Origin of the sequence: Jiangella sp. DSM 45060 (genome assembly GCF_900105175.1) — a bacterium.
In the GTDB taxonomy this organism is placed as follows: domain Bacteria; phylum Actinomycetota; class Actinomycetes; order Jiangellales; family Jiangellaceae; genus Jiangella.
In genome coordinates this window covers 5,662,276-5,686,325 of record NZ_LT629771.1, presented here as the reverse complement: position 1 = coordinate 5,686,325, position 24,050 = coordinate 5,662,276, and the positions used below count along the sequence as shown (strand labels likewise).

The 24,050-nt window shown below is 71.0% G+C and carries 23 protein-coding genes and 1 tRNA gene; 18 read left to right on the top strand and 6 right to left on the bottom strand.

What is annotated here, in order from left to right; all coding sequences use genetic code 11:
• Positions 1-10: 10 nt before the first annotated feature.
• The 3 genes from BLU82_RS25350 to BLU82_RS25340 all read right to left on the bottom strand — a co-directional run bounded on the left by BLU82_RS25350 (position 11) and on the right by BLU82_RS25340 (position 2,129).
• Complete coding sequence (locus BLU82_RS25350; RefSeq protein WP_092623751.1) at positions 11-343, bottom strand: FmdB family zinc ribbon protein; 333 nt, start codon at positions 341-343, stop codon at positions 11-13.
• Positions 344-847: 504 nt separating this feature from the next.
• Positions 848-1,486 carry a hypothetical protein gene (locus tag BLU82_RS25345; protein WP_092623750.1) on the bottom strand — a complete coding sequence of 213 codons (639 nt, stop codon included), beginning with the start codon at positions 1,484-1,486 and terminating at the stop codon, positions 848-850.
• Between the two features lie 55 nt (positions 1,487-1,541).
• Positions 1,542-2,129 (bottom strand): hypothetical protein, encoded by a 588-nt coding sequence (locus tag BLU82_RS25340; RefSeq protein ID WP_092623749.1) that lies wholly within the window; start codon positions 2,127-2,129, stop codon positions 1,542-1,544.
• Between the two features lie 138 nt (positions 2,130-2,267).
• On the opposite strand from BLU82_RS25340, the gene BLU82_RS25335 reads away from it, so the two are divergent.
• A complete protein-coding gene (locus tag BLU82_RS25335; protein WP_197682458.1) occupies positions 2,268-4,832 on the top strand; it encodes a penicillin acylase family protein in 2,565 nt (854 codons plus the stop codon).
• Between the two features lie 519 nt (positions 4,833-5,351).
• On the opposite strand, the gene BLU82_RS25330 is transcribed toward BLU82_RS25335, so the two are convergent.
• A complete protein-coding gene (locus BLU82_RS25330; RefSeq protein ID WP_092623748.1) occupies positions 5,352-5,948 on the bottom strand; it encodes a 5-formyltetrahydrofolate cyclo-ligase in 597 nt (198 codons plus the stop codon).
• 68 nt (positions 5,949-6,016) lie between these two features.
• Here BLU82_RS25330 and galU point away from each other — a divergent pair, with 68 nt between their 5' ends.
• From galU to BLU82_RS25290, 8 genes are all read left to right on the top strand, one after another.
• Complete coding sequence (gene galU / locus BLU82_RS25325; RefSeq protein ID WP_092623747.1) at positions 6,017-6,949, top strand: UTP--glucose-1-phosphate uridylyltransferase GalU; 933 nt, start codon at positions 6,017-6,019, stop codon at positions 6,947-6,949.
• Positions 6,950-8,176 carry a gephyrin-like molybdotransferase Glp gene (gene glp, locus BLU82_RS25320; protein ID WP_092623746.1) on the top strand — a complete coding sequence of 409 codons (1,227 nt, stop codon included), beginning with the start codon at positions 6,950-6,952 and terminating at the stop codon, positions 8,174-8,176.
• Positions 8,177-8,220: 44 nt separating this feature from the next.
• Positions 8,221-8,649, top strand: a complete 429-nt coding sequence (gene moaC, locus BLU82_RS25315; protein ID WP_092626275.1) for a cyclic pyranopterin monophosphate synthase MoaC — start codon at positions 8,221-8,223, stop codon at positions 8,647-8,649.
• Complete coding sequence (locus tag BLU82_RS25310; RefSeq protein ID WP_092623745.1) at positions 8,646-9,137, top strand: molybdenum cofactor biosynthesis protein B; 492 nt, start codon at positions 8,646-8,648, stop codon at positions 9,135-9,137. Before moaC ends, BLU82_RS25310 begins: the two co-directional genes overlap by 4 nt.
• Positions 9,134-9,751, top strand: a complete 618-nt coding sequence (locus BLU82_RS25305; protein WP_197682457.1) for a GNAT family N-acetyltransferase — start codon at positions 9,134-9,136, stop codon at positions 9,749-9,751. Before BLU82_RS25310 ends, BLU82_RS25305 begins: the two co-directional genes overlap by 4 nt.
• A 149-nt stretch (positions 9,752-9,900) precedes the next feature.
• On the top strand, positions 9,901-10,533 hold the full coding sequence (locus tag BLU82_RS25300) for a YceI family protein (RefSeq protein ID WP_092623744.1): 633 nt from the start codon (positions 9,901-9,903) through the stop codon (positions 10,531-10,533).
• A gap of 93 nt (positions 10,534-10,626) precedes the next feature.
• On the top strand, positions 10,627-11,508 hold the full coding sequence (locus tag BLU82_RS34440; protein WP_157741255.1) for a hypothetical protein: 882 nt from the start codon (positions 10,627-10,629) through the stop codon (positions 11,506-11,508).
• 53 nt (positions 11,509-11,561) lie between these two features.
• Positions 11,562-11,637 (top strand) — tRNA-Ala (locus BLU82_RS25290).
• 26 nt (positions 11,638-11,663) lie between these two features.
• Here the strand turns inward: BLU82_RS25290 and BLU82_RS25285 are convergent.
• Positions 11,664-12,800 (bottom strand): MrcB family domain-containing protein, encoded by a 1,137-nt coding sequence (locus BLU82_RS25285; RefSeq protein ID WP_092623742.1) that lies wholly within the window; start codon positions 12,798-12,800, stop codon positions 11,664-11,666.
• Between the two features lie 164 nt (positions 12,801-12,964).
• Between BLU82_RS25285 and BLU82_RS25280 the strand changes: the two genes are divergently transcribed.
• From BLU82_RS25280 to BLU82_RS25245, 9 genes are all read left to right on the top strand, one after another.
• A complete protein-coding gene (locus BLU82_RS25280; RefSeq protein ID WP_092623741.1) occupies positions 12,965-14,212 on the top strand; it encodes a helix-turn-helix domain-containing protein in 1,248 nt (415 codons plus the stop codon).
• Entirely contained in the window at positions 14,209-14,730 is a 522-nt protein-coding gene (locus BLU82_RS25275) for an NUDIX hydrolase (RefSeq protein WP_092623740.1), read from the top strand. The genes BLU82_RS25280 and BLU82_RS25275 overlap by 4 nt, the downstream gene beginning before the upstream one ends.
• 200 nt (positions 14,731-14,930) lie before the next feature.
• Positions 14,931-15,140 carry a hypothetical protein gene (locus BLU82_RS35285; RefSeq protein ID WP_197682455.1) on the top strand — a complete coding sequence of 70 codons (210 nt, stop codon included), beginning with the start codon at positions 14,931-14,933 and terminating at the stop codon, positions 15,138-15,140.
• Positions 15,137-16,108, top strand: coding sequence for an ATP-grasp ribosomal peptide maturase (tgmB, locus tag BLU82_RS25270; protein ID WP_197682454.1), 972 nt, complete (start codon positions 15,137-15,139; stop codon positions 16,106-16,108). Before BLU82_RS35285 ends, tgmB begins: the two co-directional genes overlap by 4 nt.
• Positions 16,105-17,274 (top strand): ATP-grasp peptide maturase system methyltransferase, encoded by a 1,170-nt coding sequence (tgmC, locus tag BLU82_RS25265; RefSeq protein ID WP_157741254.1) that lies wholly within the window; start codon positions 16,105-16,107, stop codon positions 17,272-17,274. Before tgmB ends, tgmC begins: the two co-directional genes overlap by 4 nt.
• Positions 17,275-17,323: 49 nt before the next feature.
• The gene (gene serS / locus BLU82_RS25260; protein WP_092623738.1) at positions 17,324-18,613 is read left to right on the top strand and encodes a serine--tRNA ligase; all 1,290 of its coding nucleotides are present in this window, start codon (positions 17,324-17,326) and stop codon (positions 18,611-18,613) included.
• A gap of 63 nt (positions 18,614-18,676) precedes the next feature.
• Positions 18,677-21,985 carry an SNF2-related protein gene (locus BLU82_RS25255; protein WP_092626269.1) on the top strand — a complete coding sequence of 1,103 codons (3,309 nt, stop codon included), beginning with the start codon at positions 18,677-18,679 and terminating at the stop codon, positions 21,983-21,985.
• 220 nt (positions 21,986-22,205) lie between these two features.
• Positions 22,206-22,550, top strand: a complete 345-nt coding sequence (locus tag BLU82_RS25250) for a hypothetical protein (RefSeq protein WP_157741253.1) — start codon at positions 22,206-22,208, stop codon at positions 22,548-22,550.
• Positions 22,547-22,801 (top strand): hypothetical protein, encoded by a 255-nt coding sequence (locus BLU82_RS25245; RefSeq protein ID WP_092623736.1) that lies wholly within the window; start codon positions 22,547-22,549, stop codon positions 22,799-22,801. Before BLU82_RS25250 ends, BLU82_RS25245 begins: the two co-directional genes overlap by 4 nt.
• Before the next feature lie 19 nt (positions 22,802-22,820).
• Here BLU82_RS25245 and BLU82_RS25240 read toward each other — a convergent pair whose 3' ends face one another.
• A complete protein-coding gene (locus BLU82_RS25240) occupies positions 22,821-23,849 on the bottom strand; it encodes an NADPH:quinone reductase (RefSeq protein WP_092623735.1) in 1,029 nt (342 codons plus the stop codon).
• Positions 23,850-24,050: the final 201 nt, after the last annotated feature.

The window sequence follows — 24,050 nt, the reverse complement described above, 5'->3', positions numbered from 1 at the left end:
TGTGGACGAATCAGGCGGCGGGGGAGGAGGCCTTCGAGCTGGAGGAGGAGTCCTTCGTGGTCGTCGAGCTCTTCGTCGACGAGTCGCCGCTGCTCTTGCTCGAGTCACTCGACGACGACGAGGAGTCCTTGCTGCTGCTGCTCGCCGGCGTGCTGGACGTGGTGGTGGAGCGGCTGTCGTTGCGGTAGAAGCCCGACCCCTTGAACACGACGCCGACGGCGGAGAACACCTTGCGCAGGCGGCCGCCGCAGGCGGGGCACTCGGTCAGGGCGTCGTCGCTGAACTTCTGCACGGCCTCCAAGGGCTCGCCGCAGTCAGTGCAGACGTACTGGTAGGTGGGCACGCGTGGATCCTCCTGGGTCGCCGCCGAAGGCCGACGGCTCTTAGCACTCTCAACCCTCGACTGCCAAGAATAATGCCCGGTCGGACCCGGCATTGTCCACGCGGGCATCTGTGGCCCGCCCCGCACGGCCCGCCCGCCGCAGCTGGCGGTCGCCGCTCGCTGGGCCCAGGTGCGGCTGGGAAGCCGGGCGGCGTGCTGGTGACCATGGGGCGTGTGGCTGGGGGTGTGCTGGTGTCCGTGGTCCGTGGTCCGTGGTCCGTGGGGCTGGGGCGCGCTGATGGCCGTGGTCCGTGTGGCCGGGGCGCTGGTCGCCGTGGGGCGTGTGGCTGGGGGGCTGGTGGCCGTTGCCCATGTGGCGGCGGCGCCCGGCTGCTTGCCTGCGCCGCACGGCCTCCCGCTGCTCGGCCGCCGTCGGAGGCTGTTCGTGCGCGCAGCTGCCTGGGTAGACCCGCCCCGGTCCGGGTGGGACCCAACCCTACGGGTGGGCACTGACCAAGTCGCGATTTACGTTTGCACGGCGGCGACGACGCCCACGGTGGCGACGGCCCAGAGGACGCTGGCCAGAGTCCCGATGATGAACCGTTCAGCCGCCGCGGGCCGGCGCAGTTCGGGATAGCGGCCGAGTCCCTTGACGCCCAGGACGAGTGCGAGCCCTTCCGGCCAGCCGGCGAGCAGGGTGACGGCGACGGCGACGCGCTCGAGGACGCCGATGGATGTGCCGCCGCGCAGGGTCTCCGGGTCGGACACCGCCGCCGTGGCGTCGCCGCCTACGCCGTCGCCGTCCGTTCCGTCCTCGCCGGCTGACCCCGCACCGGCGGAGCGGGTGACGGAGAACCGCGTGACGGAGGACCCGAGGTCGGCGGTGCGGCGGTCGGCGACCCGGAGCAGGGCCGTCGCGATGACGCTGCCGCCGGTCACGGCGGCGACGACGGCGGCCGCCCGGGCGACGTGGAGCAGTCCCTCGCCGGCCGGATCGCCGCCGAGCCCGAACAGCGCCGCCGCCCCGGCCAGCACGATCGGCACAGCGGCCGCGGCCAGCCACGTCGCCGTCCCCGCCGAGGGCCGGCGGTGCTCGACGGCGTACCAGACGACGGCTCCGGCCACGGCCGCGACGGCGAGCAAGACGACCGCTGTGGCGGTCATGCGGCCTCCTGCCGTTCGGCAATCTGCGGGGCGCCGGGGCCGGCGGCGACGACCGTCATGCGGCCTCCTGGAGCAGCCGCGTCACGACCGGCCGGGCGTCGCGTTCCTGCTGCCAGAGCGCGACCGCGAGCCGCTGCCCGACCGCCTGGCGCGTGACGCCGAGGATGTCGGCGGCTTCGGCGAAGGTGTGGCCCGCCTCGACGAGGTCGACGGCGGCCCAGCCGGCCGCGCTGCGCCGCGCGATGACGGCCGCGACGAGTGTGAGGACGGCATCGGCCTCCTGCGCGCGCTCGGGGTCGGTCCCGGCGACGGCGACGTGCTGCGGCCGCAGCTTGGCGGCGTCGAGCGCCTCGCGGGCATGGATGAACGCGGGCCCGCGCGCGGACCGGGTGCTGCCGGGCAGCGGCTCCTCGACCGGCCCCGCACCGATGCCGACGCTCCACGCGTCGACGCGCAGCAGCAGCAGCGCGGCGTCGACGGCGGCGTCGGGCTCGGCGAGCACGCCCTGGAACTCGTCGCCGGCGGTGCGCTCGAACGCGAGCAGCGGCTCGTGCACCAGCTGCTTCAGCGTGGACAGGGCGTCCTCGACCAGGTCGCGGCCGCGGCGGCTGCCGCGTTGGTCGACGGTCAGGACGAACGGCACACTGCAAGGCTACGGCCTGGCGTCCACCTCTGCAAGGCTGAGAGCTTTCCTTATGGGACGGAAAGGTCGAGACCTTGCTGTCGACACGCACTGGCGACGGCAGTCAGGCCGCCGTGATCGGTCGCCTAGTCTGTCCCGGTGACTCGTCGCCGCATCGCCGCCGGGCTCGCCGTCCTGGCGGGCCTGGTCGTGCTGGCGCTCGTCGCCACGGCCTCGGTCGGCGTCTGGTCGGTGCGCCGCGCCTACCCCGACTACGACGGCTCCGCCGAACTCCCGCGCCTGACGGCCGACGTCGAGGTGATCCGCGACGAGAACGGCATCCCGCACATCTACGCCGACACCGCCGAGGACCTGTTCCGGGCGCAGGCGTACGTGCACGCGCAGGACCGCTTCTGGCAGATGGACTTCCGCCGGCACGTCACGTCCGGCCGGCTGTCGGAGCTGTTCGGCGAGGACCAGGTCGAGACCGACGCGTTCGTCCGGACGCTCGGCTGGACCGACGTCGCCCGCGCGGAGTTGCCGCTGATCAGCCCCGAGAGCCGGCGCTACTTCGACGCGTACGCCGACGGCGTCAACGCCTGGCTCGACCACACCGACGGCGGCGAGCGCGGCCTCGCCTACACGCTGCTCGGCCTGACCGGCGGCGACGACGCGCCCAGCCGCTGGACCCCGGTCGATTCCCTGAGCTGGCTCAAGGCGATGGCGTGGGACCTGCGCGGCAACGTGCAGGACGAGTTGAGCCGGTCGCTGCTCGCGGGCAGCGGCCTGCCCGCCGACCGCGTCGAGCAGCTCTGGCCCGAGTCGCCGAGCGGGCTCACGCCGCCGATCGTCCCGGACGAGTACGTCTCACCGCGGCTGCCCGACACGCTGACCGGGCCCGACGGCACACCGGTGCCGCTGGCGCCCGCCGCGGCCGACGCCATCCAGCGGGCCGCCGACGGCCTCGACGCCGCGCCGGTCACGTTCGGCGACGGTGACGGCGTCGGCTCGAACTCGTGGGTGGTCGCCGGCGACCACACCGAGTCCGGCGCGCCGCTGCTGGCCAACGACCCGCACCTGGCGCCGTCGATGCCGTCGATCTGGTACCAGGTCGGCCTGCACTGCCGCGACGTCGGCCCGGCCTGCCCGTTCGACGTCGTCGGCTACTCGTTCGCCGGCCTGCCAGGCGTGATCATCGGCCACAACCAGGACGTCGCCTGGGGGTTCACCAACCTCAGCCCGGACGTCACCGACCTCTACCTCGAGCAGGTCCGCGGCAACTCCTACCTCGTCGGCGACGACTGGGTGCCGCTGGAGGTCCGCGAAGAGACCATCCGGGTGGCCGGCGGCGACGACGTCACCATCACCGTCCGCCGCACCCGGCACGGCCCGCTCGTCTCCGAACGCGACGACGACATCGAGGACGTCGGCGCCGAGGCGCGGGTCGAGGATGAGCCACCGCCGGACGACGGGTACGAGGTCGCGCTGCGCTGGACGGCGCTCGACCCGGGCCGCACGGCCGACGCGATCTTCGCGCTGAACCGGGCCACCGACTGGGAATCGTTCCGGTCGGCGGCGGTGCTGTTCGACGTCCCGTCGCAGAACCTCGTCTACGCCGACACCGACGGCAACATCGGCTACCAGGCGCCCGGCCGCATCCCCGTCCGCACCAGCTACGACGGCCGCTACCCGGTGCCCGGCTGGACCGGCACCTACGAATGGGCCGGCTACATCCCGTTCGCCAGCCTGCCCAGCGTGCTCAACCCGGCGCAGGGGTACGTCGTCACGGCGAACCAGCCGGTCACCAGCGACCGCTACCCGTTCCTGCTCACCGGCGACTTCGACCCCGGGCACCGGGCCGGGCGCATCAACGAGCTGCTGGACGAACGGGTTGGCAGCGGCGAGCCGCTCGGCGTCGAGGACATGGCGGCGATCCAGCTGGACTCCTACAGCGACGCCGCCGACATCCTGGTGCCGTACCTGCTGGAGCTCGACGCGCCCGAGGGCTACTACGGCGACGGCCTGCGGCTGCTGCGCGACTGGGACAAGTCGATGACGGCCGACTCCGCGGCGGCCGCCTACTTCAACGCCGTCTGGCGCAACCTGCTCGAGCTGACCTTCCACGACGAGCTGCCCGAGGACGAGTGGCCCGACGGCGGCGGCCGCTGGTTCGAGGTCGTGCGCAACCTGCTGCAGGTCCCCAGCGACCCGTTCTGGGACGACGTCAGCAGCGAGAACGTCACCGAGACGCGCGACATCATCCTGGTCGAGGCGGCCCGCGACGCGCGCGACGAGATGACCCGCGAGCAGGGCAAGGACGCGTCCAAGTGGGAGTGGGGCCGGCTGCACGGGCTGGAGCTGACCGAGCCGACGTTCGGCACGTCCGACATCGGGCTGGTCGAGTGGATGTTCAACCGCGGGCCGGTCGAGGTGGGTGGCGGCGGCTCGATCGTGCTGGCCAACGCGTGGGACGCGGCCGAGGGCTACGAGACCGTGTGGTCGCCGTCCATGCGCATGATCGTCGACCTCGACGACCTCGACGCGTCCCGCTGGATCGACCTCACCGGCGTCAGCGGCCACCCGTTCCACGACCACTACGGCGACCAGACGGACCTCTGGCGCGACGGCGAGACGTTGCCGATGCGCTGGGACGAGGACTCCGTCCGTGACGCCGGGGAGCACACGTTCACGTTCCGGCCCCCCGAGCCGTCCGCGTCGCCGTAGCCGCGACTGCCGCCCGTGCCGTGGACCGCGTGAATTCACGTGGTAGGTGGACCCCTCCCTGGCCCGGGTGGGGCCCACCCTAGGGGCGGGCACCGACAACGTCGGCCGAACGCGGCTCGCGCTGGGCGGACGGGCTCGGGCCGGCGGGCGGGGCTCGCGCTGGGCAGACGGGGCTCGGGCCGGCGGGGCTCGGCTTGACGGGGGCTCGGCTTGACGGGCAGGGCTCGCGCTGGGCGGACGGGCTCGAGCCGGCCTACGCGGCCCACCCTGACGGACTCGGCCGACCGTCACGTGAACGGCGTGAATTCACGTGGTAGGTGGACCCCTCCCTGGCCCGGGTGGGGCCCACCCTAGGGGCGGGCACCGACAACGTCGGCCGAACGCGGCTCGCGCTGGGCGGACGGGGCTCGGGTCGACGGGGGCCCGCGCTGGGCGGACGGGGCTCGGGTCGACGGGCAGGGCTCACGCTGGGCGGACGCGGCTCAGGCCGACGGACGTCGCCCTCTCGGGACTTGGCCCTCAACGCAGCCGGTGCACCCCGCCCGGCGTGGCAGCGGCGTCGACGGGGACGTCGTGGGGTTCGCGGGGGACCGGCATGTCCAGCACCTCGCCGTCGTGCAGCAGCACGCAGGTGAACGCCGGCGGCGACGACGCGAGCAGCCGGGCCAGCACGCGGTCGTACGACCCGCCGCCCCGCCCCAGCCGGTGCCCGCGCCGGTCGACGGCCAGGCCGGGGACCAGCAGCACGGCCGCCGCCGTCACCGCGTCCGGGCCGAGCCGCTCGCCGTCCGGCTCGAGCAGCCCCCGCGCCGCCGGCGTCAGACCCTGCGGCCCGGTGTAGCGCGCCCAGTCGAGGTCGCCGCCGGGCAGCAGCACCGGCAGCAGCACGTCGACGCCGTCGTCGCTGAGTGACTCGATCAGCGGCCCGGTGCCGGGCTCGCGGCCCACCGACACGTACAGGGCGACGGTCGAGGCGGCGGCCACCTCGGGCAGCCCTCGGACGACGTCGCTCAGACGGGCCGCGGCCGATGCCAGAGCCGTGGCGTCGAGCTCGCGGCGCCGGGTCAGGATGCGCTCGCGCAGCGCCTCCTTGGCCTCGCGCACCGTCGTCGTCACCCCTTCACCGTACGGCCGATCGCACGTCACCCTTCTGACTGTCCGCCGGTGTTTGTAGGGTGACGCCCATGACTGCAGCGCACACGGGACAGCACGGCGCGGTGACGAAGGTGGTCATCCCGGTCGCGGGCCTCGGCACGAGGTTCCTGCCGGCCACCAAGGCGACGCCGAAGGAGATGCTGCCGGTCGTCGACAAGCCGGCCATCCAGTACGTCGTCGAGGAGGCGGTCGCGGCGGGGCTGTCCGACGTGCTGCTGGTCACCGGGCGCAACAAGGACGCCATCGAGAACCACTTCGACCGCGCGTGGGAGCTGGAGCGCGCCCTGGAACAGAAGGGCGATCAAGAGCGGCTGCGACGCGTCATGAAGTCGCAGGTCCTGGGCGACATCCACTACGTCCGCCAGGGCGACCCGCGCGGTCTCGGCCACGCCGTCCTCTGTGGCGCGCTGCACGTCGGCGACGAGCCGTTCGCCGTCATGCTCGGCGACGACCTCATCGACCCCCGCGACCCCCTGCTGCCGCACATGCTCGACGTCCAGAAGCGCCACGGCGGCAGCGTCATCGCGCTCATCGAGGTCCCGCCCGAACTGGCCCACATGTACGGCTGCGCGTCCGTCGAGCCGGCCGAGGACGACGTCATGCGCGTCACCGACCTCGTCGAGAAGCCCGAGCCCGGCACCGCGCCGAGCAACCTCGCCGTCATCGGCCGGTACGTGCTGAATCCGGCCGTCTTCGACGTGTTGCGCCAGACCGAGCCCGGCCGGGGCGGCGAGATCCAGCTGACCGACGCGCTCAAGACGCTCGCCGGCATGCCCGCTGACCAGGGCGGCGGCGTCCACGCGGTGGTGTTCCGCGGCCGCCGCTACGACACCGGCGACCGTCTCGACTACCTGCGCACCATCGTCAGCCTGGCCAGCGAGCGCAGCGACCTCGGCGTCGACTTCCGCGCCTTCCTGCGCGAGTTCGTTGCGCAGCTTCCCCCCGAGGTTGAGGATGACTGAGTGAAGCGCGTCGCCGACCATCTCTCGGACATCCTCGCGGCGGTCCGGCCGCTGAGCGAGCTGGACTTCCAGCTGCTCGACGCTCACGGTTGCGTCCTCACCGAGGACGTCATCGCGCCGTGGTCTCTGCCGCAGTTCGACAACACCGCCATGGACGGCTATGCCGTGGTGGCCGACGACGTCGCCGGGGCGTCCGCCGACGAGCCGGTCGAGCTGCCCGTCGTCGCCGACATCCCGGCCGGCGACGCCCGGGTCAACGCCATCGGGCCGGGACTGGCCGCGCGCATCATGACCGGCGCGCCGATGCCGTCCGGGGCCGACGCCATCGTGCCGGTCGAAGACACCGACGCCGGCACCGTGCGGGTCCGCATCAATACTCCGGCCAAGCCGGGCGCGCACATCCGGCGGGCCGGCGGCGACGTCCAGGAGGGCGACGTCGTGCTGGGCGCCGGGACGTACCTCGGCGCCGCGCAGATCGGCCTGCTCGCCGCCGTCGGGCGCGACCGCGTCGTCGTGCGGCCGCGCCCGCGCGTCGTCGTCGTCTCCACCGGCAGCGAACTGGTCGAGCCCGGGTACCCGCTGAGCGCCGGGCAGATCTCCGAGTCCAACTCGTTCACCCTGACGGCCGCCGCGCGCGAGGCCGGCGCCGTCGCCTACCGCGTCCCGCCGGTCCCCGACGACAAGGACCGCCTGCTCGGCCTCATCGAGGACCAGCTGATCCGCGCCGACATGGTCATCACGACGGGCGGGGTCAGCGCCGGCGCCTACGACATCGTCAAAGAGGTGCTCTCCGGCCTCGGCACCGTGAAGTTCGACTCCGTCGCCATGCAGCCGGGCAAGCCGCAGGGCTTCGGCACCATCGGCGACGACCACACGCCGATCTTCGCGCTCCCCGGCAACCCCGTCAGCGCGTTCGTCTCGTTCGAGGTGTTCGTGCGCCCGGCCATCCGCAAGATGCTCGGCTCGCCGCGGCTGCACCGTCCCAGCGCTAAGGCCGTCCTGCAAGAGCGGCTGCGCTCGCCCGAGGGCCGGCGGCAGTTCGCCCGAGCCCGCGTGCAGACCGCGCAGGACGGCTCGTACCAGGTGCGGCCCATCGGCGCCCAGCAGTCGCACCTCATCGGCGACCTCGCCTACGCCAACGCGCTGATCGTCGTGCCCGAGCACATCACCGAGGTCGCGGCCGGCCAGGTCGTCGACACCGTCCTGCTGGAACGGCGACGAGAGTGAGCGGTTCCGGCTTCACGCACCTCGACTCCGAGGGTGCGGCACGCATGGTGGACGTGTCGGCGAAGGACGTGACGGTCCGGACGGCGACGGCGTCGGGCCGCGTGCTGGTCGCGCCGGCCGTGGTCGCGGCGTTACGGGCCGGCGACGTGCCCAAGGGCGACGCGCTCGCCGTCGCGCGGCTGGCCGGCATCATGGGTGCGAAGAAGACGCCCGACCTCGTCCCGCTGTGTCACCCGCTGGCGCTGCACGGCGTGGACGTGTCGCTGGACGTTCTGGACGACTCCGTGCGCGTCGTCGCCGTCGTGCGCACCGCCGACCGCACCGGCGTCGAGATGGAGGCGCTGACCGCCGTCGCGACCGCCGCGCTCACCGTCGTCGACATGGTGAAGTCCATCGACAAGGGCGCCGTCATCACCGACGTCCGCATCGAGGAGAAGACCGGCGGCAAGTCCGGGACCTGGCGGCGAGCATGAGAGCCCTGGTCGTGACGGTGTCCACGCGCGCGGCCACAGGGGTGTACGAGGACCGCGGGGGACCGCTGATCGTCGCCGGCCTGAGCGACGCGGGGTTCGAGGTGTCCGAGCCGGTCGTCGTGCCCGACGGCGACGACGTCGGGGCCGCGCTGCGCTCCGCCGTCGCCGAGGGCTACGACGTCGTCGTCACCACAGGCGGCACTGGGCTCAGCCCGACCGACCACACGCCCGAGCAGACCCGTCAGGTCCTCGACGCCGAGGTCCCGGGCCTGGCCGAGGCGATCCGTGCCTACGGCGTCGCCGCCGGGGTGCCCACCGCCGCGCTCTCTCGCGGCGTCGCCGGACGGTCCGGGCGCACGCTGATCGTCAATCTCCCGGGCTCGCCCGGCGGCGTGCGCGACGGTCTCGCCGTCCTCACGCCGGTCCTCCCGCACGCCGTCGACCAGCTCCGAGGCGGCGACCACGACCGTCCGGGCGGTGCGTCGTGAGAGCGCGGTCGACGCGGCTGGGCTGGCCGGTCGAGCTGCACGAGGGCCCCGTCGGGCTGCGGCCGCTGCACGCCCGCGACCTGCGCGTGTGGTCGGAGGTGCGGCAACGCAGCGAGTCGTGGCTGCGGCCGTGGGAGGCGACGCCCCCGCCGCCGGCCGACCCGTACACCATGAGCTTCCGGCAGATGGTGCGCCTGCACGCCGCGCAGGGACGCGCCGACGAGTCGCTGCCGTGGGCCGTCACGTACAACGGGCGGCTGGCCGGGCAGCTCAACGTCTCGAACATCATCTGGGGCTCGGCCCGCATGGGCACCGTCGGCTACTGGCTCGACGTCGACCTCGCTGGCCGCGGCATCATGCCCACCGCCGTCGCCATGGCCGTCGACTACTGCTTCTTCGTGTGCGGGCTGCACCGGCTCGAGGTGAACATCCGGCCCGAGAACCGCGCGTCGCTGCGGGTCGTCGAGAAGCTGGGCTTCCGCGAAGAGGGGCTGCGGCCGAAGCTGCTGCACATCGACGGCGAGTGGCGCGACCACCGTTCGTTCGCGCTGACCTCCGAGGACGTCCCCGAGGGGCTGCTGCGACGGTGGCGTTCGTCGCGTCTTGCGCCCTGAGCTGTTCCCCTCACTCCCGGCTGAGCTGCGGCGATGACGCTGGGCGACCGTTTCGGCCCGGTTCGTCACCATCCGTTGCTGTTTGATTGTGCGATTATTGCCGCGTAACGCAATGAGGCGATGTCGAATCGATGCTATCGGGGGATTGCATGAACGACTCTGCTGGCGTGCGGCTGTGGAACGGGGCGATGCTCCCGACGCCGGGCGTCTTCCAGATCGATCCTGCGCACACCACCGCCGGCTTCGTCGCCCGGCACCTGATGGTGACGCAGGTGCGCGGCCGGTTCGAGAACGTCGAGGGCACGGTGCACGTCGCCGAGGACCCGCTCGACTCGTCCGCGAACGCCGTCATCGACACCACGTCCATCACGACAGGTGCCGCCGAGCGTGACGCGCACCTGCGCAGCGCCGACTTCCTGGACGTCGAGACGTTCCCGAAGATGAGCTTCATCTCGCGGCAGGTGCACGGCGGCTCGTCCGGGCCCAAGTGGACGGTCGTCAACGGCCAGATGCAGCGCCGCCGCCGCGGCGGCGCCGGCAAGTTCGTCTGCGTCGGCGACCTGACCATCAAGGGCGTGACGCGCCCGATCGAGCTGGATGTCTCTCTCGACGGCGTCAAGGGTGATCCCTGGGGTGGCGAGCGGCTCGCGCTGTCCGCCACCGGCGAGATCGACCGCGAGGCGTACGGCATGACCTGGAACGTCGCGCTCGAGGCCGGTGGCTGGCTGGTGTCGCAGAAGGTGCAGATCGAGATCCGGGCACAAGCGATCAGGATGACCTGACGCCCCTCTCGTCACACCCGTCACGTGCGTTGCGCGCGACACACCGGCGCAGGTCCAACGAGTGCGTTGCCTTGCACCGTAGCGTTTTGTGGCATGGGGTACAGCGGTCTCATCTATGCGGCGATCGTCGCAGCGTGGGCCGCCTTCCTCGTGCCCCGCTGGGTTCGCCGCAACGAAGAGGTCGAGCGCGCCCGCGAGGTCGACGTCGAGCGTGGGGTCCGGGTGTTGTCGCGCAAGGCCGGTCCGCCGCAGGCGCCTCACGGTGCTGTGAAACTGCCCCCGCCGTCCGCCCCGGCTGCTGCGCCGGTTCGGGCCGGCGCTGAGCCGGCGTCGCGGTTTGCGGCGCCTTCTCCGCCCTCTCCGTCTGACGATGCCTTCGCCCTCGCCGCCCGCCGTCGTCGCCGCATGCTGGGCGCGCTGTTGGTGCTGCTGGTGGCCTCCGTGGCCCTTGTGCTTCTTGGCCGCGCGCCCGCCTGGGCTCCCCTGGGGCCCGGCGTGTTGTTGGGAGTCTTCCTCTTCCTCGCCCGCCGCGCCGCCGTCGTCCAGGCCCGCCGGCGCCGCTCGGAGGCCCGTCGTGCCGCCGTCGAGCGCCGCCGCTCGGCCACCACTGATGCATCTGTCGTCTGGGCCTCGCCCGACGAGGCCGCGGAGGACGGCGCCCAGCGTCGCCTCGTCCTCCCGGACGAGGTCGTCGCCGCCGCTCCGCCGGCCGGTGAGGGCGACGAGTGGTCCCCCGTCCCGGTCCCCTTGCCCACCTACCTCACCAAGCCCAAGGCGACGCGCGCCGAGGCCCGCAAGATCGACCTCAGTCAGCCCGGTGCTTGGACCTCCGGCCGCCTCGACCCGGCGTCCTCCATCCAGCTGCCCCACCGCGCCCCGGACGAGCGCCCCGCCGCCGCGTCGCCCTCGTCCTCGCCCGAGCCCGACGCTCCCGAGGAGACCATCGAGCAGCACCGCCGCGCCGTCGGCGACTGACCCGGCCGATTGGGTCTCCGGCCGGTCCGGATGGTAAAGTCGCGGGGGTTCCAGGGGCTGTGGCGCAGCTGGTAGCGCACCTCGTTCGCAACGAGGGGGTCAGGGGTTCGAGTCCCCTCAGCTCCACCAACGAAAGTCAGGCCGCACGCCGGCATCTATTCGTGTGTGTGGCGAAATGCATCGAGATCGAGCAGCACGCCTTCGCTTGCTTGGATGAGGTCGACCTTGTACGCGAGGGGGACGACTGCGCTGTCGATGATCGACCAAGGATGCGCGAATCGCACCCGGCCTCCGGTGGCGACGGGTCGACTCCCAGTACGGTCGAGCTCGATGGAATGCACAACAACAAGCGCGTTGCTGGGATGCATTCGCTGATGCAGCTCTAGTTCCGCTCGCGTGATCAGGATCGCCTCGCCGTGCGACGTCGTGCCCTTGACCTCGACTGAGATCTCCTTGCCATCTTCGTCAGTACAGATGAAGTCACACGATGCAGTGGTGTGGACGTCGCGATACTCCCAGCCACGGCTCTTGAACAGTTCCTCGGCTACCGCCATGGCTCGCATCTCAATGGCCTGTCGGTCAGCGGCGGACTGGTGAAAACCCTGGCTGCGCTGCCGTTGCCTCAACGCGCCGGTCCCGATAGCTATGGCATGGGCGGCGTCTAGCAGCTCAGGAGAATCCTCAACACGCTCGACCGCACCCTTGCGATCCTCGGCGTCGTACAAGGTGTCGAGCAAGTGCAGAAAGACGTCGAGGTCGCGCGCCAGCGTGGGCTCGTTAGGGACAGCTCCCTGGGAGTATTCGACGGCAAGGACGTTGCCCAGCTCGTATGATCGTCCAAGATCGCTTCCACGGGAATCGAGGTGGATGTGCGACGTGAAGGACGGATCGATCGTCGTTGCTTGGTTGAGTGTTCGGTGCGCCCACGCAACGCGGTCCTTGATCTCGTGCTCGGGCCGCGGGTTTAGGGCACCCGGCAATCGCGTGCCCTGATTGAGGGAGAGGAAGACGCGCCCACCCTCTGCCGCAAAGAGATAGACCACATACCAACCCTTGGTCGCTCTCGGTGAACGGGTCGGATCGAAGACCCGAACCCACGGGACCGCGGACTTGGAGCCCGAACCGTCGCTGCCATTCACCGCGAGGGCACGGCTGGTCCGCCCGACGAGCCTGGACCGGAGCCAGTCAGGTGCAGCCTGGCGAATGAGCTCGCCCCGCCGTTGCATGGCCGGGGTGCTCTTGCTCGACCACTCCCGTTGCAGAAGGAGGATCTCTTCCAACAACGCACGCATGCTTCGAACCCTAACTGCGCGGTATTTGAGGCGGCGCTCTCAGGCGTTCCGCGCTGGTCGAGCCTGGACGCCGCTCAAGCATGCCGACAACCCAGGACATTTGACTAACACGGCGACGCGAGGCGAACTGCCGCCGGGAGGCATGCAGATAGGCTGTGAGTCTGATGGACGCCGCGGCCGTAGGGCGGGTCGTACGCGGCCTGCGCACGGAACGTGGCTGGTCGCAAGGTCAGCTTGCCGATTTCCTCAATGCAGCCGCTGACACGCCGACGCTCACCAGGAACGACGTATCGCGGTGGGAGAACGGGCGGCGTAGTCCACGGTTCTGGCTGGCGCACCTCGCTGCCGTGTTCGACGTCGAGGTCAGAGAGCTGGCGAGCGCCGGGCGCCCAGGGCCGCCGCAGCGCAGCCACGGCCTCGGCGATTCTGTCATCGTCCCCACGATGGATGGCCTGGCCCCGAGTGAGGCGATCACCTCGACCATGCAGTCATTCCGTGCGGCGGACCGCAACGTCGGCGGCGGACACCTCTATCCGGCCGTGATCCGCTATCTCCAGACCGAGGTCGCGCTGCGGCTCTTTGACGCCGACGGTGGAGATGATGGTCGAGCTGTGTTCAGGGCCGCGGCCGCGCTCACGGAGATGGCGGGCTGGATGGCTCACGATGCCGGACGAGACGACGCCGCTCGCCGCCACCTGGCGCGGGCGCGCGATCTGGCGCACGTGGGCGGCGACCGACAGCTGAGTGCTCATATCTTGGCCAGTCTGAGCCACCATGCCCGCCACGTGGGCCGGCCTGCGAAGGCGATTCAACTGGCTCAAGACGGGCGCGACCTGGTCGCGGCCGGCCCGTGGCAGCCTGAGCTGGCTGCGCGACTGCTCGCGATGCAAGCGCGCGCCCACGCCGAAATGGGCGAGGCTGCACCTGCGACTCAGCTGCTACGGCAGGCCGAAGACGCACTCGGCGCGGATGAGGAGGAGCAGCTCTCGCCGTGGGTGAGTCGCTTCGACGAGGGTTCGCTTGCGAGCGAGGCGGCCCGTTCGTTCCTGCGGTTGGGTGACACCAGAGCCGCGCGGGCACAGGCTGAACGGATTCTGCAGATCAGGGCCGCTGACCGCACTCGGAGCCGAGCGTTTGCACAACTGGCTCTTGCCCGCGCCCTGATCGCCAGGGACGAAGCGGATGAAGCGTGCGCCGTTGTGGACCAGGCGTTGGATGCGACGCGACAACTCAGCTCCTTCCTCGTCATCCAGCAGCTCGGCGAGTTGCGGCAGCTCCTGGCAGGTCAGGACTCGAGTGTCGTGACATCGTTCCTGCCTCGTTTCGAGTCGGAGCTGGCGCAACGATCGTCGCTCTACGATTGGCTACGGCGTGGCGACCACGAACGCTCGAGCGCTCGGGGGACGGAATGATGGCCGAGGCTCCTCTCTATGACCGTGACCCGGAAGCCTGGCGAGCTCACCTGGCCGAGGGCAACGCGAAGCAGCCGCGGAAGCGAGTGAGTGCCGACGTCCTGCTGTTCGATCACGCTGGGCGGATCCTGCTCGTCAACCCGAAGTACAAGCCGGACTGGGACCTCCCCGGGGGCATGGCGGAGGCCAACGAGCCGCCGCACGAGGCTGTCCAACGGGAACTGGCCGAAGAGCTCGGACTGAAGCTGCAGGTCGGTTCGCTGCTCTGCGTCGATTGGGTGTCGCCGCACGGCCCCTGGGACGATCTACTCGCCTTCATCTTCGACGGCGGGCAGCTGGGAGACGAGCGGATAGCCGCGCTGACGCCACGCGATGAGGAACTCGACGGGTTCGAGTTCTGTACCGAGGCGCAGGCCGGGGAGAGGCTGCGCCCATACGTGTGGCGCCGGGCGGCCGAAGCGTTGCAGGCATCGCGGTCCGGACAACCTCGCTACCTCCACGATGGTCGCCGCCTCTAGTCCGGCCGGCGCTGGCCACTAGTTTGGCCACCTTGTGGCTACCCACTCCGCGTCGGATCCACGACAGGATCGAATCACGAACTGACGAGGTTCGAGGCGGGCCGCCGGTGACCCCTTGCCGCCCGGCGGCCCGCCGACTCCTGTGACCGTCATGGGCCGTCCAGCTTGGTCACGTGACACCTCTGAGGAAGGAGCCGTCGATGACGACGCGCAGCCCACTCCCGTACGGCATGCGGTTCATGTCCGGTCCGGCAACTCAGGCCGCCATCGATTCCAGCGTGACGTACAGCGAGGAACTCCAAGTTCTGGTGACGGCCGATGGGAACCCGTGGCAGGGCATCTCGAAGGGCGACACAAGTTCAGCGACCAACAACGACAGCCAGGACGACGAAGGCACCGACCTGTGGTGACGTCCACGGACGAGGCGGCGGTATGGGTCCTCAGCGGCCAACAGGATCCAACCGCCGACCTGGTCGTCCGCGAGCTGGCGCAGCGCGGCGTCCCGGTCTTTCGCTTCAACACTGCCGACTTCCCGACGACGCTCGTGATGGCGGCCGAGCTTCGGGACAAGGGCTGGTCGGGAACGGTGCGTGCGCCATGCAGAGCCGGTGCCCTCGACAGCGTGCGGTCGGTCTACTACCGGCGACCAGAGGAGTTCCGGATCGACGGCGATCTGCCAGCGGGTGCCCAAGAGTTCGCGCTCGGACAGTCCCGTGCCGGTCTCCTCGGTGTGCTCGGGGCGTCGCCCGCCCTCTGGGTGAATCACCCAGCACGAGAAGGCGAGGCGAACTACAAGCCATGGCAGCTTGCGGTTGCTCAGTGGGCCGGTCTCGACCCGCCGCGAACGCTCATCACCAACGAGCCCGACGCTGCGCGACATTTCGTCAAGACAGCGCCAGGTCCAGTGATCACCAAGTCGCTCGTCGGTGGCGTGCTGGTCGACGGACAGCGTCGCGGTGCGGCGACTACCGTTGTCGACGCCGGGGAGCTGGACGACAGCATCGGCCTGTGTGCTCACCTCTTCCAGGACTGGGTGGAGAAGGCGCACGAGGTGCGGCTGACCGTCGTCGGCGACTGCTTCTTCGCTGTCGAGATCCACGCAGGATCCGAGGCGGCACGGATCGACTGGCGAAGCGATTATCCGAGCCTGACGTACTGCGTGACCGAGGCGCCGCCGGCGGTGCGCGATGGCGTCGTTCAGCTGATGCGCCACTTCGGTCTGGCCTACGGTGCGTTCGACTTCGTGGTGACTCCGACGGGCGAATGGCGATTCCTGGAGATCAACGCGAACGGTCAGTGGGGTTGGCTGGAAGCGGAGACGGGTCTGCCCATCGCAGCCGCGCTGGCGGATCTCCTGGAGAGAGGAACGTCGAAGTGACCGTCGATGGTGAGCGGAGCGTCGAGCGACGTGCTGCCCTGGCTGACCAGCTCCAGGATGTAGGTGACATCAGGTCCGACGCCTGGCGGACGGCGTTCCTGGCGGTGCCGCGCGAGGTGTTCGTGCCGCGCTTCTACGAGCAGGGCACGAACGCGGATGGCTTCAGCGCGTACCGTCCGATCACGCCTGACACCGTCGGCGTCGATCGGTGGCTCGACCTCGTCTACGAGAATACCACCTGGGTGACGCAGCTCGACCACGGTGACGCGTCATGGGGACGGAGCGGCCCACAACTGGGCACGCCGACGAGCTCGTCCACCAAGCCAGGCGTCGTGGTGCGCATGCTGGAAGACCTGAGTGTCGACCGCGGCATGCGTGTGCTCGAGGTCGGCACCGGAACCGGCTATTCGACGGCGCTGTTGTGCGCGCGGCTGGGCGATGGGCGGGTCACGACCATCGAGCACGATGCCGTCCTTTCTGAGCGGGCGGGTCAGCGCTTGGCCGGCCTCGGCCATCGTCCAACGCTCGTAGTCGGAGACGGTGCTGACGGACACCGAGGTGGCGCGCCGTATGATCGCGTCGTCGCCACGTACTCGCCGGCGCATGTTCCGGCCGCGTGGATCGAGCAGGTCGTTCCCGGCGGCGAGATCCTCGTCTCGGTGGCCGGTGGATTGGACACCTACGGCTACGTCCGACTCACGGTTGGCGATGGAATGGCCGAGGGCCGGATCATCGACGGCGACGTGTCGTTCATGCCGTCACGAGCCGAGCGTGGGCCGGAGCTGGGACCGCTGATGCGCGTCGCTCGCGAGCACAGGCTCAGCACCGACGGCCGCGCCAGCCGGTTCGAGCCAACGCTTCTGGACGACCGGGCGCTGCGATGGGTGTGCCAGCTCTTCGTCCCTGGCGCGCGAACTCTCCGGGACTGGGACGAGAAGGGCGCCCAGCAATGGTTCCTCGACCCCGACGGTTCATGGGCAGTGGTCGAAGGCGCACGCGTTTACGAGGGCGGCCCGCGGCCGATGTGGGCGCGGCTCGAAGCGGCCGTCGATTGGTGGGAACGGCATGGCCGGCCGGCCATCGATCGGTTCCACCTTCGGGTCACGGCGGACGCGTACACCTACAGAGTCGACGGCGCCGAAATCGAGTGGGCGCGGCAGCTCTGAGCCGAATACTGTGCAGGTCCGGCCACCGAAGCCATGTGGGAGCGGTCACATGCACAACGCACGCACCTTGCTGCAGTTGGGCGAAGGCGCGGTCAAGCGTCTCGCTCGCCGCGGCTACACGCTCGACCTGCCACGGCTGGAGGAACTGCTGTCGCGCAGAAACGCCGCCGTCCAGGAGGCCGAGGCGCGGCGGAGTGAGTCCAAGCAGGTAGCTCAGCAGGTGCAGGCGGCGGCGAGGTCCGGGCAGGACACCACCAAGCTGAAGGAGAACGCCCGCGAGCTCAAGGAGCAGATCCGCCGCCTTGAGGAGGACCAGCAGCGGTTCGACGCGGCTCTCCACGAACTGCTCCTGGACATTCCCAACCTGCCGTCCGACGATGCACCCGATGGCGACTCCGAGGACTTCGCCGTGGAGGTTCGCCGGGTCGGCACACCGCCCTCGCCGGCTTTCGAGCCGCGGGACCACGTCGATCTCGGCGAGGCCATGGGCATCCTGGACCTGCGCCGGGCGGCGAAGCTGTCTGGCGCGCGGTTCTCGGTTGCGGTGGGCGCCGGAGCGAGATTGGAACGCGCGCTGGCCGCCTTCCTCCTCGACCTTCACGCCGAGCACGGCTATCTGGAGTACTCGTTGCCGTACCTGGTCAGCCAGGAGACGATGACCCGCAGCGGGCAGCTGCCCAAGTTCGAGGAAGACCTGTTCAAGACCGGCACCGCGTCCCGCGATCTCTACATGATCCCCACCGCCGAAGTGCCGCTCGTCAACCTCCATGCCGACGAGATCCTCGACGGCGCCGGTCTGCCGCTCGCCTACACGGCGTGGACCCCGTGCTTCCGGTCAGAAGCCGGCTCCTACGGCAAGGACACCCGTGGCATTCTGCGACTCCACCAGTTCACCAAGGTCGAGCTCGTGCGGGTGTGCCGGCCGGAGGACTCACGCTCGGAGCTCGAGCTGATGCTCGGTCACGCCGAGGCGTGCCTCCGGGAACTCGATCTTGCCTACCGCGTCGTCGCGCTCGCCGCCGGTGATATGGCCTTCACGGCGCAGATCACCTACGACATCGAGGTCTGGCTGCCCAGCCAACAGCGGTACCGCGAGATCTCCTCCTGCTCCGACTGCGGCACGTTCCAGGCTCGCCGCGCCGGCATCCGAATGCGCGATGACCACGGCAAGCGCACGCCTGTGGCGACCCTGAACGGGTCCGGGCTCCCGATCGGCCGGACGCTGGCCGCCATCCTGGAACAGCACCAGCAGGCCGATGGATCGGTGACGATGCCGCCGAAGCTCGTCCCGTACCTCGGCTTCAGCCGCCTGGCGCCTGACGGCACGCCAGAGTCATGATTCCCAGCGGTGCCTCCGACAGGGTGCCGTGACTTGTCAGTCCCGGCGGCTAGCGTGGTCGGCATGTGGCCGGGTATCCAGGCGAACGACGAGGCGGGTCTGAGGAAGGTGGTAGACCCGTCGACGTTCGTGCGTGGGCTGATGTATGCGCAGCATGGCGCGGTCACGGATGTGGAGTGGGGCGCGGGCGAGGAGCTGCTGACGGGGCGGGTGGCGGGGAGTGCGCGGACGCCGTACTCGACGGTGGCGGTCCTGAAGAAGGCGGGCGCGGGCCAGCACACGTTCGTCGAAGGGCGGTGCAACTGCCCGGTCGGGTTCGACTGCAAGCACGTCGTCGCGCTGGTGATCACGGCGTTGAGCGGCGGCGAGCCGGGGCGCGGGCGGGCGGCGGAGGCCAAGGCACTCGACTGGCAGCGGTCGCTCGACTCACTGCTCGGGCACGGCGAGCAGGCGCCGAATCGCGATCCGAGGGCGGCCATCGCCGTCGAGTTGACGTTGTCGAGCCGGCCACGGGCGACGGGGCGGTGGGACGACGCCGCGGGGACGCGGCCGCGGGTGCTCGCGAGGCTGGTGCGGCCCGGACGCGGCGGCTGGGTCGCCGGCGATCTGAGCTGGTCACGGCTCCGGCTGAGACCCGAACTCGTCGCCGGGCCGATTGAGCAACTGCGCTGGCTGCGCCAGTTCTTCCTGCTCTACGAGGCTGGCCGCAGCGACACCACCTATTCCCCGTACGGACGCGACGAGAAGCACCTCGACCTCACGGCCTACGAATCGGGTCAACTGTGGGCGTTGCTCGACGAGGCCGCCCGGCTGGGCGTCCGGTTCGTCCGCGGCAAGAAGGGCGGCGACGTCGGCGGGTATCGGGCGGCGCGGGTGAGCCTCGACGTCACCGAGGACGAGGCCGGCGTGCTCGGGGTGGTCCCGCTGCTGACGGTCGACGGCGAGGACGACGAGGTCGCGCCGGTCCGGTTCATCGGCGACGACGGGCACGGCGTGGTCTACGCGCCGCGCGCCGACGTCGACGCCACCACGAACGTGCAGGCCTGGCGGTTCGGCCTCGCCAAGCTGGACCGCCCGGCCGGCCGCGAGCTGCGACAACTCGTCCTCGACGACGTCCGGCTGACGGTGCCCACAGCCGACGTCGGCCGGTTCCGCGACGAGTACGTGCCGCGGCTGCGGCGGCTGGCGGCGGTCGAGTCGTCGGACGGGTCCTTCGAGCCGCCGGAGATATCCGGCCCGACCCTGGTCGCGCGGGCGACGTACGGCGACGGGCACGGGCTGGAGCTCGACTGGGAGTGGCAGTACCAGGTCGGCGACGCCGCGCGCCGGGTGCCGTTGGGCGAGCCGGTTCCGGACGGTGTGGGCGACGGGTTCCGCGACCATGCGGCGGAACGGGCGGTGCTGGCCGGCCTCGATCCGGAGCTCCTGGACCTGGGCGGCCCGCCGGTCGAGCATCGTCGGTTCGACGGCCTCGACACCATGCGGTTCAGCACCGAGGCGCTGCCCCGGCTGCGCGACCTCGACGACGTCGAGGTCGAGGTGACGGGCGAGCCGGCCGACTATCGGGAGGTCGGCGACTCGCTGGTCATCGGCGTCTCGGCGGAGGAGAGCCAGGGCGAGACCGACTGGTTCGACCTCGGCGTCAGCATCACCGCCGACGGGCGCGACGTGCCGTTCACCGACGTGTTCACGGCGCTGGCGCGCGACGAGCCGTACCTGCTGCTGTCCGACGGCGGGTACTTCTCGCTGGAGAAACCCGAGCTGCAGTCGCTGCGCCGGCTGATGGACGAGGCGCGGGCGCTCGGCGACGGGGCCGCCGGCGACGGCACCAGGATCAGCCGTTTCCAGGCCGGGCTCTGGAACGAGCTGGCCGCACTGGGCGTCGTCACTCACCAGGCCGACAGCTGGCAGCGTCAGGTCCAAGGGCTCCTGGCGCTCGGCGAGCTCGACGACACCGCCGTCCCGCCCGCCACGCTGCGGGCGCAGCTGCGCCCGTACCAGCTCGACGGCTACCGCTGGCTGACGTTCCTGTGGGAGCACCGCCTCGGCGGCATCCTGGCCGACGACATGGGGCTGGGCAAGACGCTGCAGACGCTCGCGCTGTTCTGCCACGCCAAGCAGGCCGACGCCGACCTGGCGCCGTTCCTCGTCGTCGCGCCGACGAGTGTGGTGTCGAACTGGGTGACCGAGGCGGCCCGCTTCGCGCCCGGGCTCATCGTCGTGCCGGTCACCGACACGCTGCGCCGTCGCGGCCGGCCGATCGAGGACGTCGTGGCCGGCGCCGACGTCGTCGTCACCACGTACACGCTGTTGCGGCTCGACGCCGACGCGTATGCGCAGGTCACGTGGTCGGGGCTGGTGCTCGACGAGGCGCAGCACGTGAAGAACCACCAGTCGAAGACGTACCAGGCGGCGCGGCGGCTGCCGGCGCCGGTCAAGCTCGCCATCACCGGCACGCCGGTCGAGAACAACCTGATGGAGCTGTGGTCGCAGCTGTCCATCGCCGCGCCCGGCCTGTTCCCGCATCCGGGCCGGTTCGAGGAGTACTACGGCAAGCCGATCGAGCGGCAGGGCGACGCCGAGCGGCTGGCCCAGTTCCGCCGTCGCATCAAACCGCTGGTGCTGCGCCGGACGAAGGAGCAGGTGGCGGCGGACCTCCCGGAGAAACAGGAGCAGGTGCTCGAGGTCGACCTCCATCCGAAGCACCGCAAGGTCTACGACAAGTACCTACAACGCGAACGTCAGCGCGTCCTCGGCCTGCTCGACGACGTCGACAAGAACCGGTTCACCATCCTGCGCTCGCTCACCCTGTTGCGGCAGCTCAGCCTGCACGCCGGTCTGGTCGACGACGCGCACGGCGGGCTGGCCAGCGCCAAGATCGACCTGCTGATCGAGCAGCTCGGCGACGTCATCGACGGCGGGCACCGGGCGCTGGTGTTCAGCCAGTTCACCGGGTTCCTCGGCCTGGTGCGCGAGCGGCTCGAGGCGGCCGGCATCGAGTACTGCTACCTGGACGGGGCCACACGCCGCCGCGACGAGGTGATCGGCCGGTTCAAGGAGGGCACGGCACCGGTCTTCCTGATCAGCCTCAAGGCCGGCGGGTTCGGGCTCAACCTCACCGAGGCCGACTACTGCTTCATCCTCGACCCCTGGTGGAACCCGGCCACGGAGGCGCAGGCCGTCGACCGCACCCACCGCATCGGCCAGACCCGCAACGTCATGGTGTACCGGCTGATCGCGGCCGACACCATCGAGCAGAAGGTCATGGCGCTCAAGGACCGCAAGGCCAAGCTGGCCGCCAGCGTCATGGACGACGGCAACGCGTTCGGCGACCGTCTCGGCGTCGACGACATCCGGCAACTGCTGGAGTAGTGCCGCCGTGGCCGGCCGGATCAGGCCGCCACAAGCCGTCGCGACCGGGTGTACGCTGCAAGTTCAGGCGTTGACACGTGGGCAGGTCAGTCCCCAGCGGCGCCGACACCATGGATGTCGGCCGAAGAGGCCGGAGACGGGCCGCGCTCATGCGCCAGCTCTTCGCGGCACAGCCGCCCGATGACCGGGACGTTCGGTCGCGGCTACGGCGGTGTCGTCCATGCTGACGCGCAGACCCGACGCCCGTTCGCTGGCGTTGGCGATCTTCCTGCGGCGATGGGCCGGCGCGTTCTCCTTCTCCGCGGACGCCCTCGACTCACCGGACACCGCGCGAGCGGGCATGACGCTGCTGGACGCGGCGCAGCGTGCGGAGCAGCTGGCCCCTGACGATCCGGTCATCGTCGTGCTGTCCGAGGCGGGGCACTTCGAGTCCATGCCGGGCGGCCGCGCGCGGTTCGTCGAGACGGTCGAGGTTCGACGGGCGGTGCTGCGGCTCATCGTCGGCCCGACGTTCGACGGACGCCAGGTCCTGACTGCCATCGCTTCGGCGAGCGGACCACCATGAGAAGGCCCGACGGTCTGCCGCATCCGCTGGACACGCTGTTCGCGGACATCGTCGCCGCGCGGGCGGAACGGCGCAGGCAGGCGGCACAGAAGGTGCGCGACCTCGGCGCACAGGCCGCCGCGCTCCAGGAGTGCCTCCGCGCCCTGGAGGCTTTCGCCGACGCGCTGGAACATCGACGACTGCCGGTGCCTCGCCAGATCCAGCAGGACATCCGCCTCCACCGGGCGTTGTGCCGGTTGCCGAGGAGGTGAGCCGCTCCCGTCTCTCGGCTCAGGCGTCGGCGACGGTGATGAGGACCTTGCCGGTGACGCCGTCCTCGACGGCGCGGTGGGCGTCGGCGGTCTGCTCGAGGGCGAAGTGGTGCACGAGCAGGCCGGCGTCCTCGCCGATGCGCAGCGCGCCCGCGGCCATGGCCGCGTTGATGTCGTCGCCGGCGGCGCGGAGCTTGTCCCAGCCGACTGTGTAGAGCAGGACGAACTGCAGCCGCGCGTTCAGGCCCATGTGCGCGCGCACGTCCAGGTCGAATGGCTGGTCGCCGTTGTTGGCGTAGATCGCGACCGTGCCGCGCGGCTTCAGCACGCCGGCGTTCGTCGCGGCGTTGGCGCCGGCCGCCACCTCGACGACGAGGTCGACGCCGTCGGGGACGATGGCGCGGACAGCGGCCGCGACGTCGGCGCCGCCGCCGTAGCGCACGACGTGGTGGGCGCCGGCGGACGTGGCCAGCGCGGCCTTGACGTCGGAGCTCACCGTCGCGATGACCGTCGCGCCGGACCAGCGGGCCAGCTGGATCGCGGCATTGCCGACGGCGCCCGCACCGCCGGCGACCAGAACGACGCGGCCGTCCAGCGCGCCCGGACCCAGCCGCGCCGGCCCGTCCTCGGCGACCGTCAGCGCCCGGTGCGCCGTCCCCGCCGGGATGCCGGCCGCCGCGCCGAGGTCGAAGCCGGCGCCGTCGGGCAGCACGAACACCCGCTCGACCGGCACGACGGTGTACTGCTGCGCCGTCCCGCTGTCCGGTCGCTGGTACGCCGCCTGCGTCACCCACACCCGATCACCCACGGCCATTCCGCCGACGCCGTCGCCGACAGCGTCGATGACGCCGGACCCGTCGTGGTTGGGCACTGCCTCGGTCCCGGGCACCGCGCCGAAGCCGCCGCTGCGCGTCTTCCAGTCGGTCGGGTTCACCCCCGAGACGACGACCCGGATGCGCACCTCGCCGGGGCCGGGCTCGGGAACCGGCCGCTCAGTGAGTCGGAGAACGTCGGCGGCGCCGGACTGGTCGTGCACGATCGCCTTCATCGGGGTCGAATCCCTTCCACGGGCCGGTGTGTCTCTACCGGCAACCGGTCCGGCCGCGCCCGCATTCCGCGGCGGTCAGGGCGCAAAGAAGCCCCGGCGCGCAGTGAACCACGATGTGGAGGACACGCCAGGGCCTCAGCCGGGATCAGCGGTGTTAGAGCACCTCCCCCAGCCGCATACAAGGCTACCCCGTTGACGCCT

Coding starts and splice junctions, on each gene's coding strand:
- BLU82_RS25275 (WP_092623740.1), top strand. CDS start 14,209: ATGATGGCCGAGGCTCCTCTCTATGACCGTGACCCGGAAGCCTGGCGA.
- BLU82_RS25300 (WP_092623744.1), top strand. CDS start 9,901: ATGAACGACTCTGCTGGCGTGCGGCTGTGGAACGGGGCGATGCTCCCG.
- BLU82_RS25250 (WP_157741253.1), top strand. CDS start 22,206: ATGCTGACGCGCAGACCCGACGCCCGTTCGCTGGCGTTGGCGATCTTC.
- moaC (WP_092626275.1), top strand. CDS start 8,221: ATGGTGGACGTGTCGGCGAAGGACGTGACGGTCCGGACGGCGACGGCG.
- BLU82_RS34440 (WP_157741255.1), top strand. CDS start 10,627: ATGGGGTACAGCGGTCTCATCTATGCGGCGATCGTCGCAGCGTGGGCC.
- galU (WP_092623747.1), top strand. CDS start 6,017: ATGACTGCAGCGCACACGGGACAGCACGGCGCGGTGACGAAGGTGGTC.
- BLU82_RS25345 (WP_092623750.1), bottom strand. CDS start 1,486: ATGACCGCCACAGCGGTCGTCTTGCTCGCCGTCGCGGCCGTGGCCGGA.
- BLU82_RS25310 (WP_092623745.1), top strand. CDS start 8,646: ATGAGAGCCCTGGTCGTGACGGTGTCCACGCGCGCGGCCACAGGGGTG.
- BLU82_RS25285 (WP_092623742.1), bottom strand. CDS start 12,800: ATGCGTGCGTTGTTGGAAGAGATCCTCCTTCTGCAACGGGAGTGGTCG.
- BLU82_RS25280 (WP_092623741.1), top strand. CDS start 12,965: ATGGACGCCGCGGCCGTAGGGCGGGTCGTACGCGGCCTGCGCACGGAA.
- BLU82_RS25240 (WP_092623735.1), bottom strand. CDS start 23,849: ATGAAGGCGATCGTGCACGACCAGTCCGGCGCCGCCGACGTTCTCCGA.
- BLU82_RS25255 (WP_092626269.1), top strand. CDS start 18,677: ATGTGGCCGGGTATCCAGGCGAACGACGAGGCGGGTCTGAGGAAGGTG.
- BLU82_RS25245 (WP_092623736.1), top strand. CDS start 22,547: ATGAGAAGGCCCGACGGTCTGCCGCATCCGCTGGACACGCTGTTCGCG.
- serS (WP_092623738.1), top strand. CDS start 17,324: ATGCACAACGCACGCACCTTGCTGCAGTTGGGCGAAGGCGCGGTCAAG.
- BLU82_RS35285 (WP_197682455.1), top strand. CDS start 14,931: ATGACGACGCGCAGCCCACTCCCGTACGGCATGCGGTTCATGTCCGGT.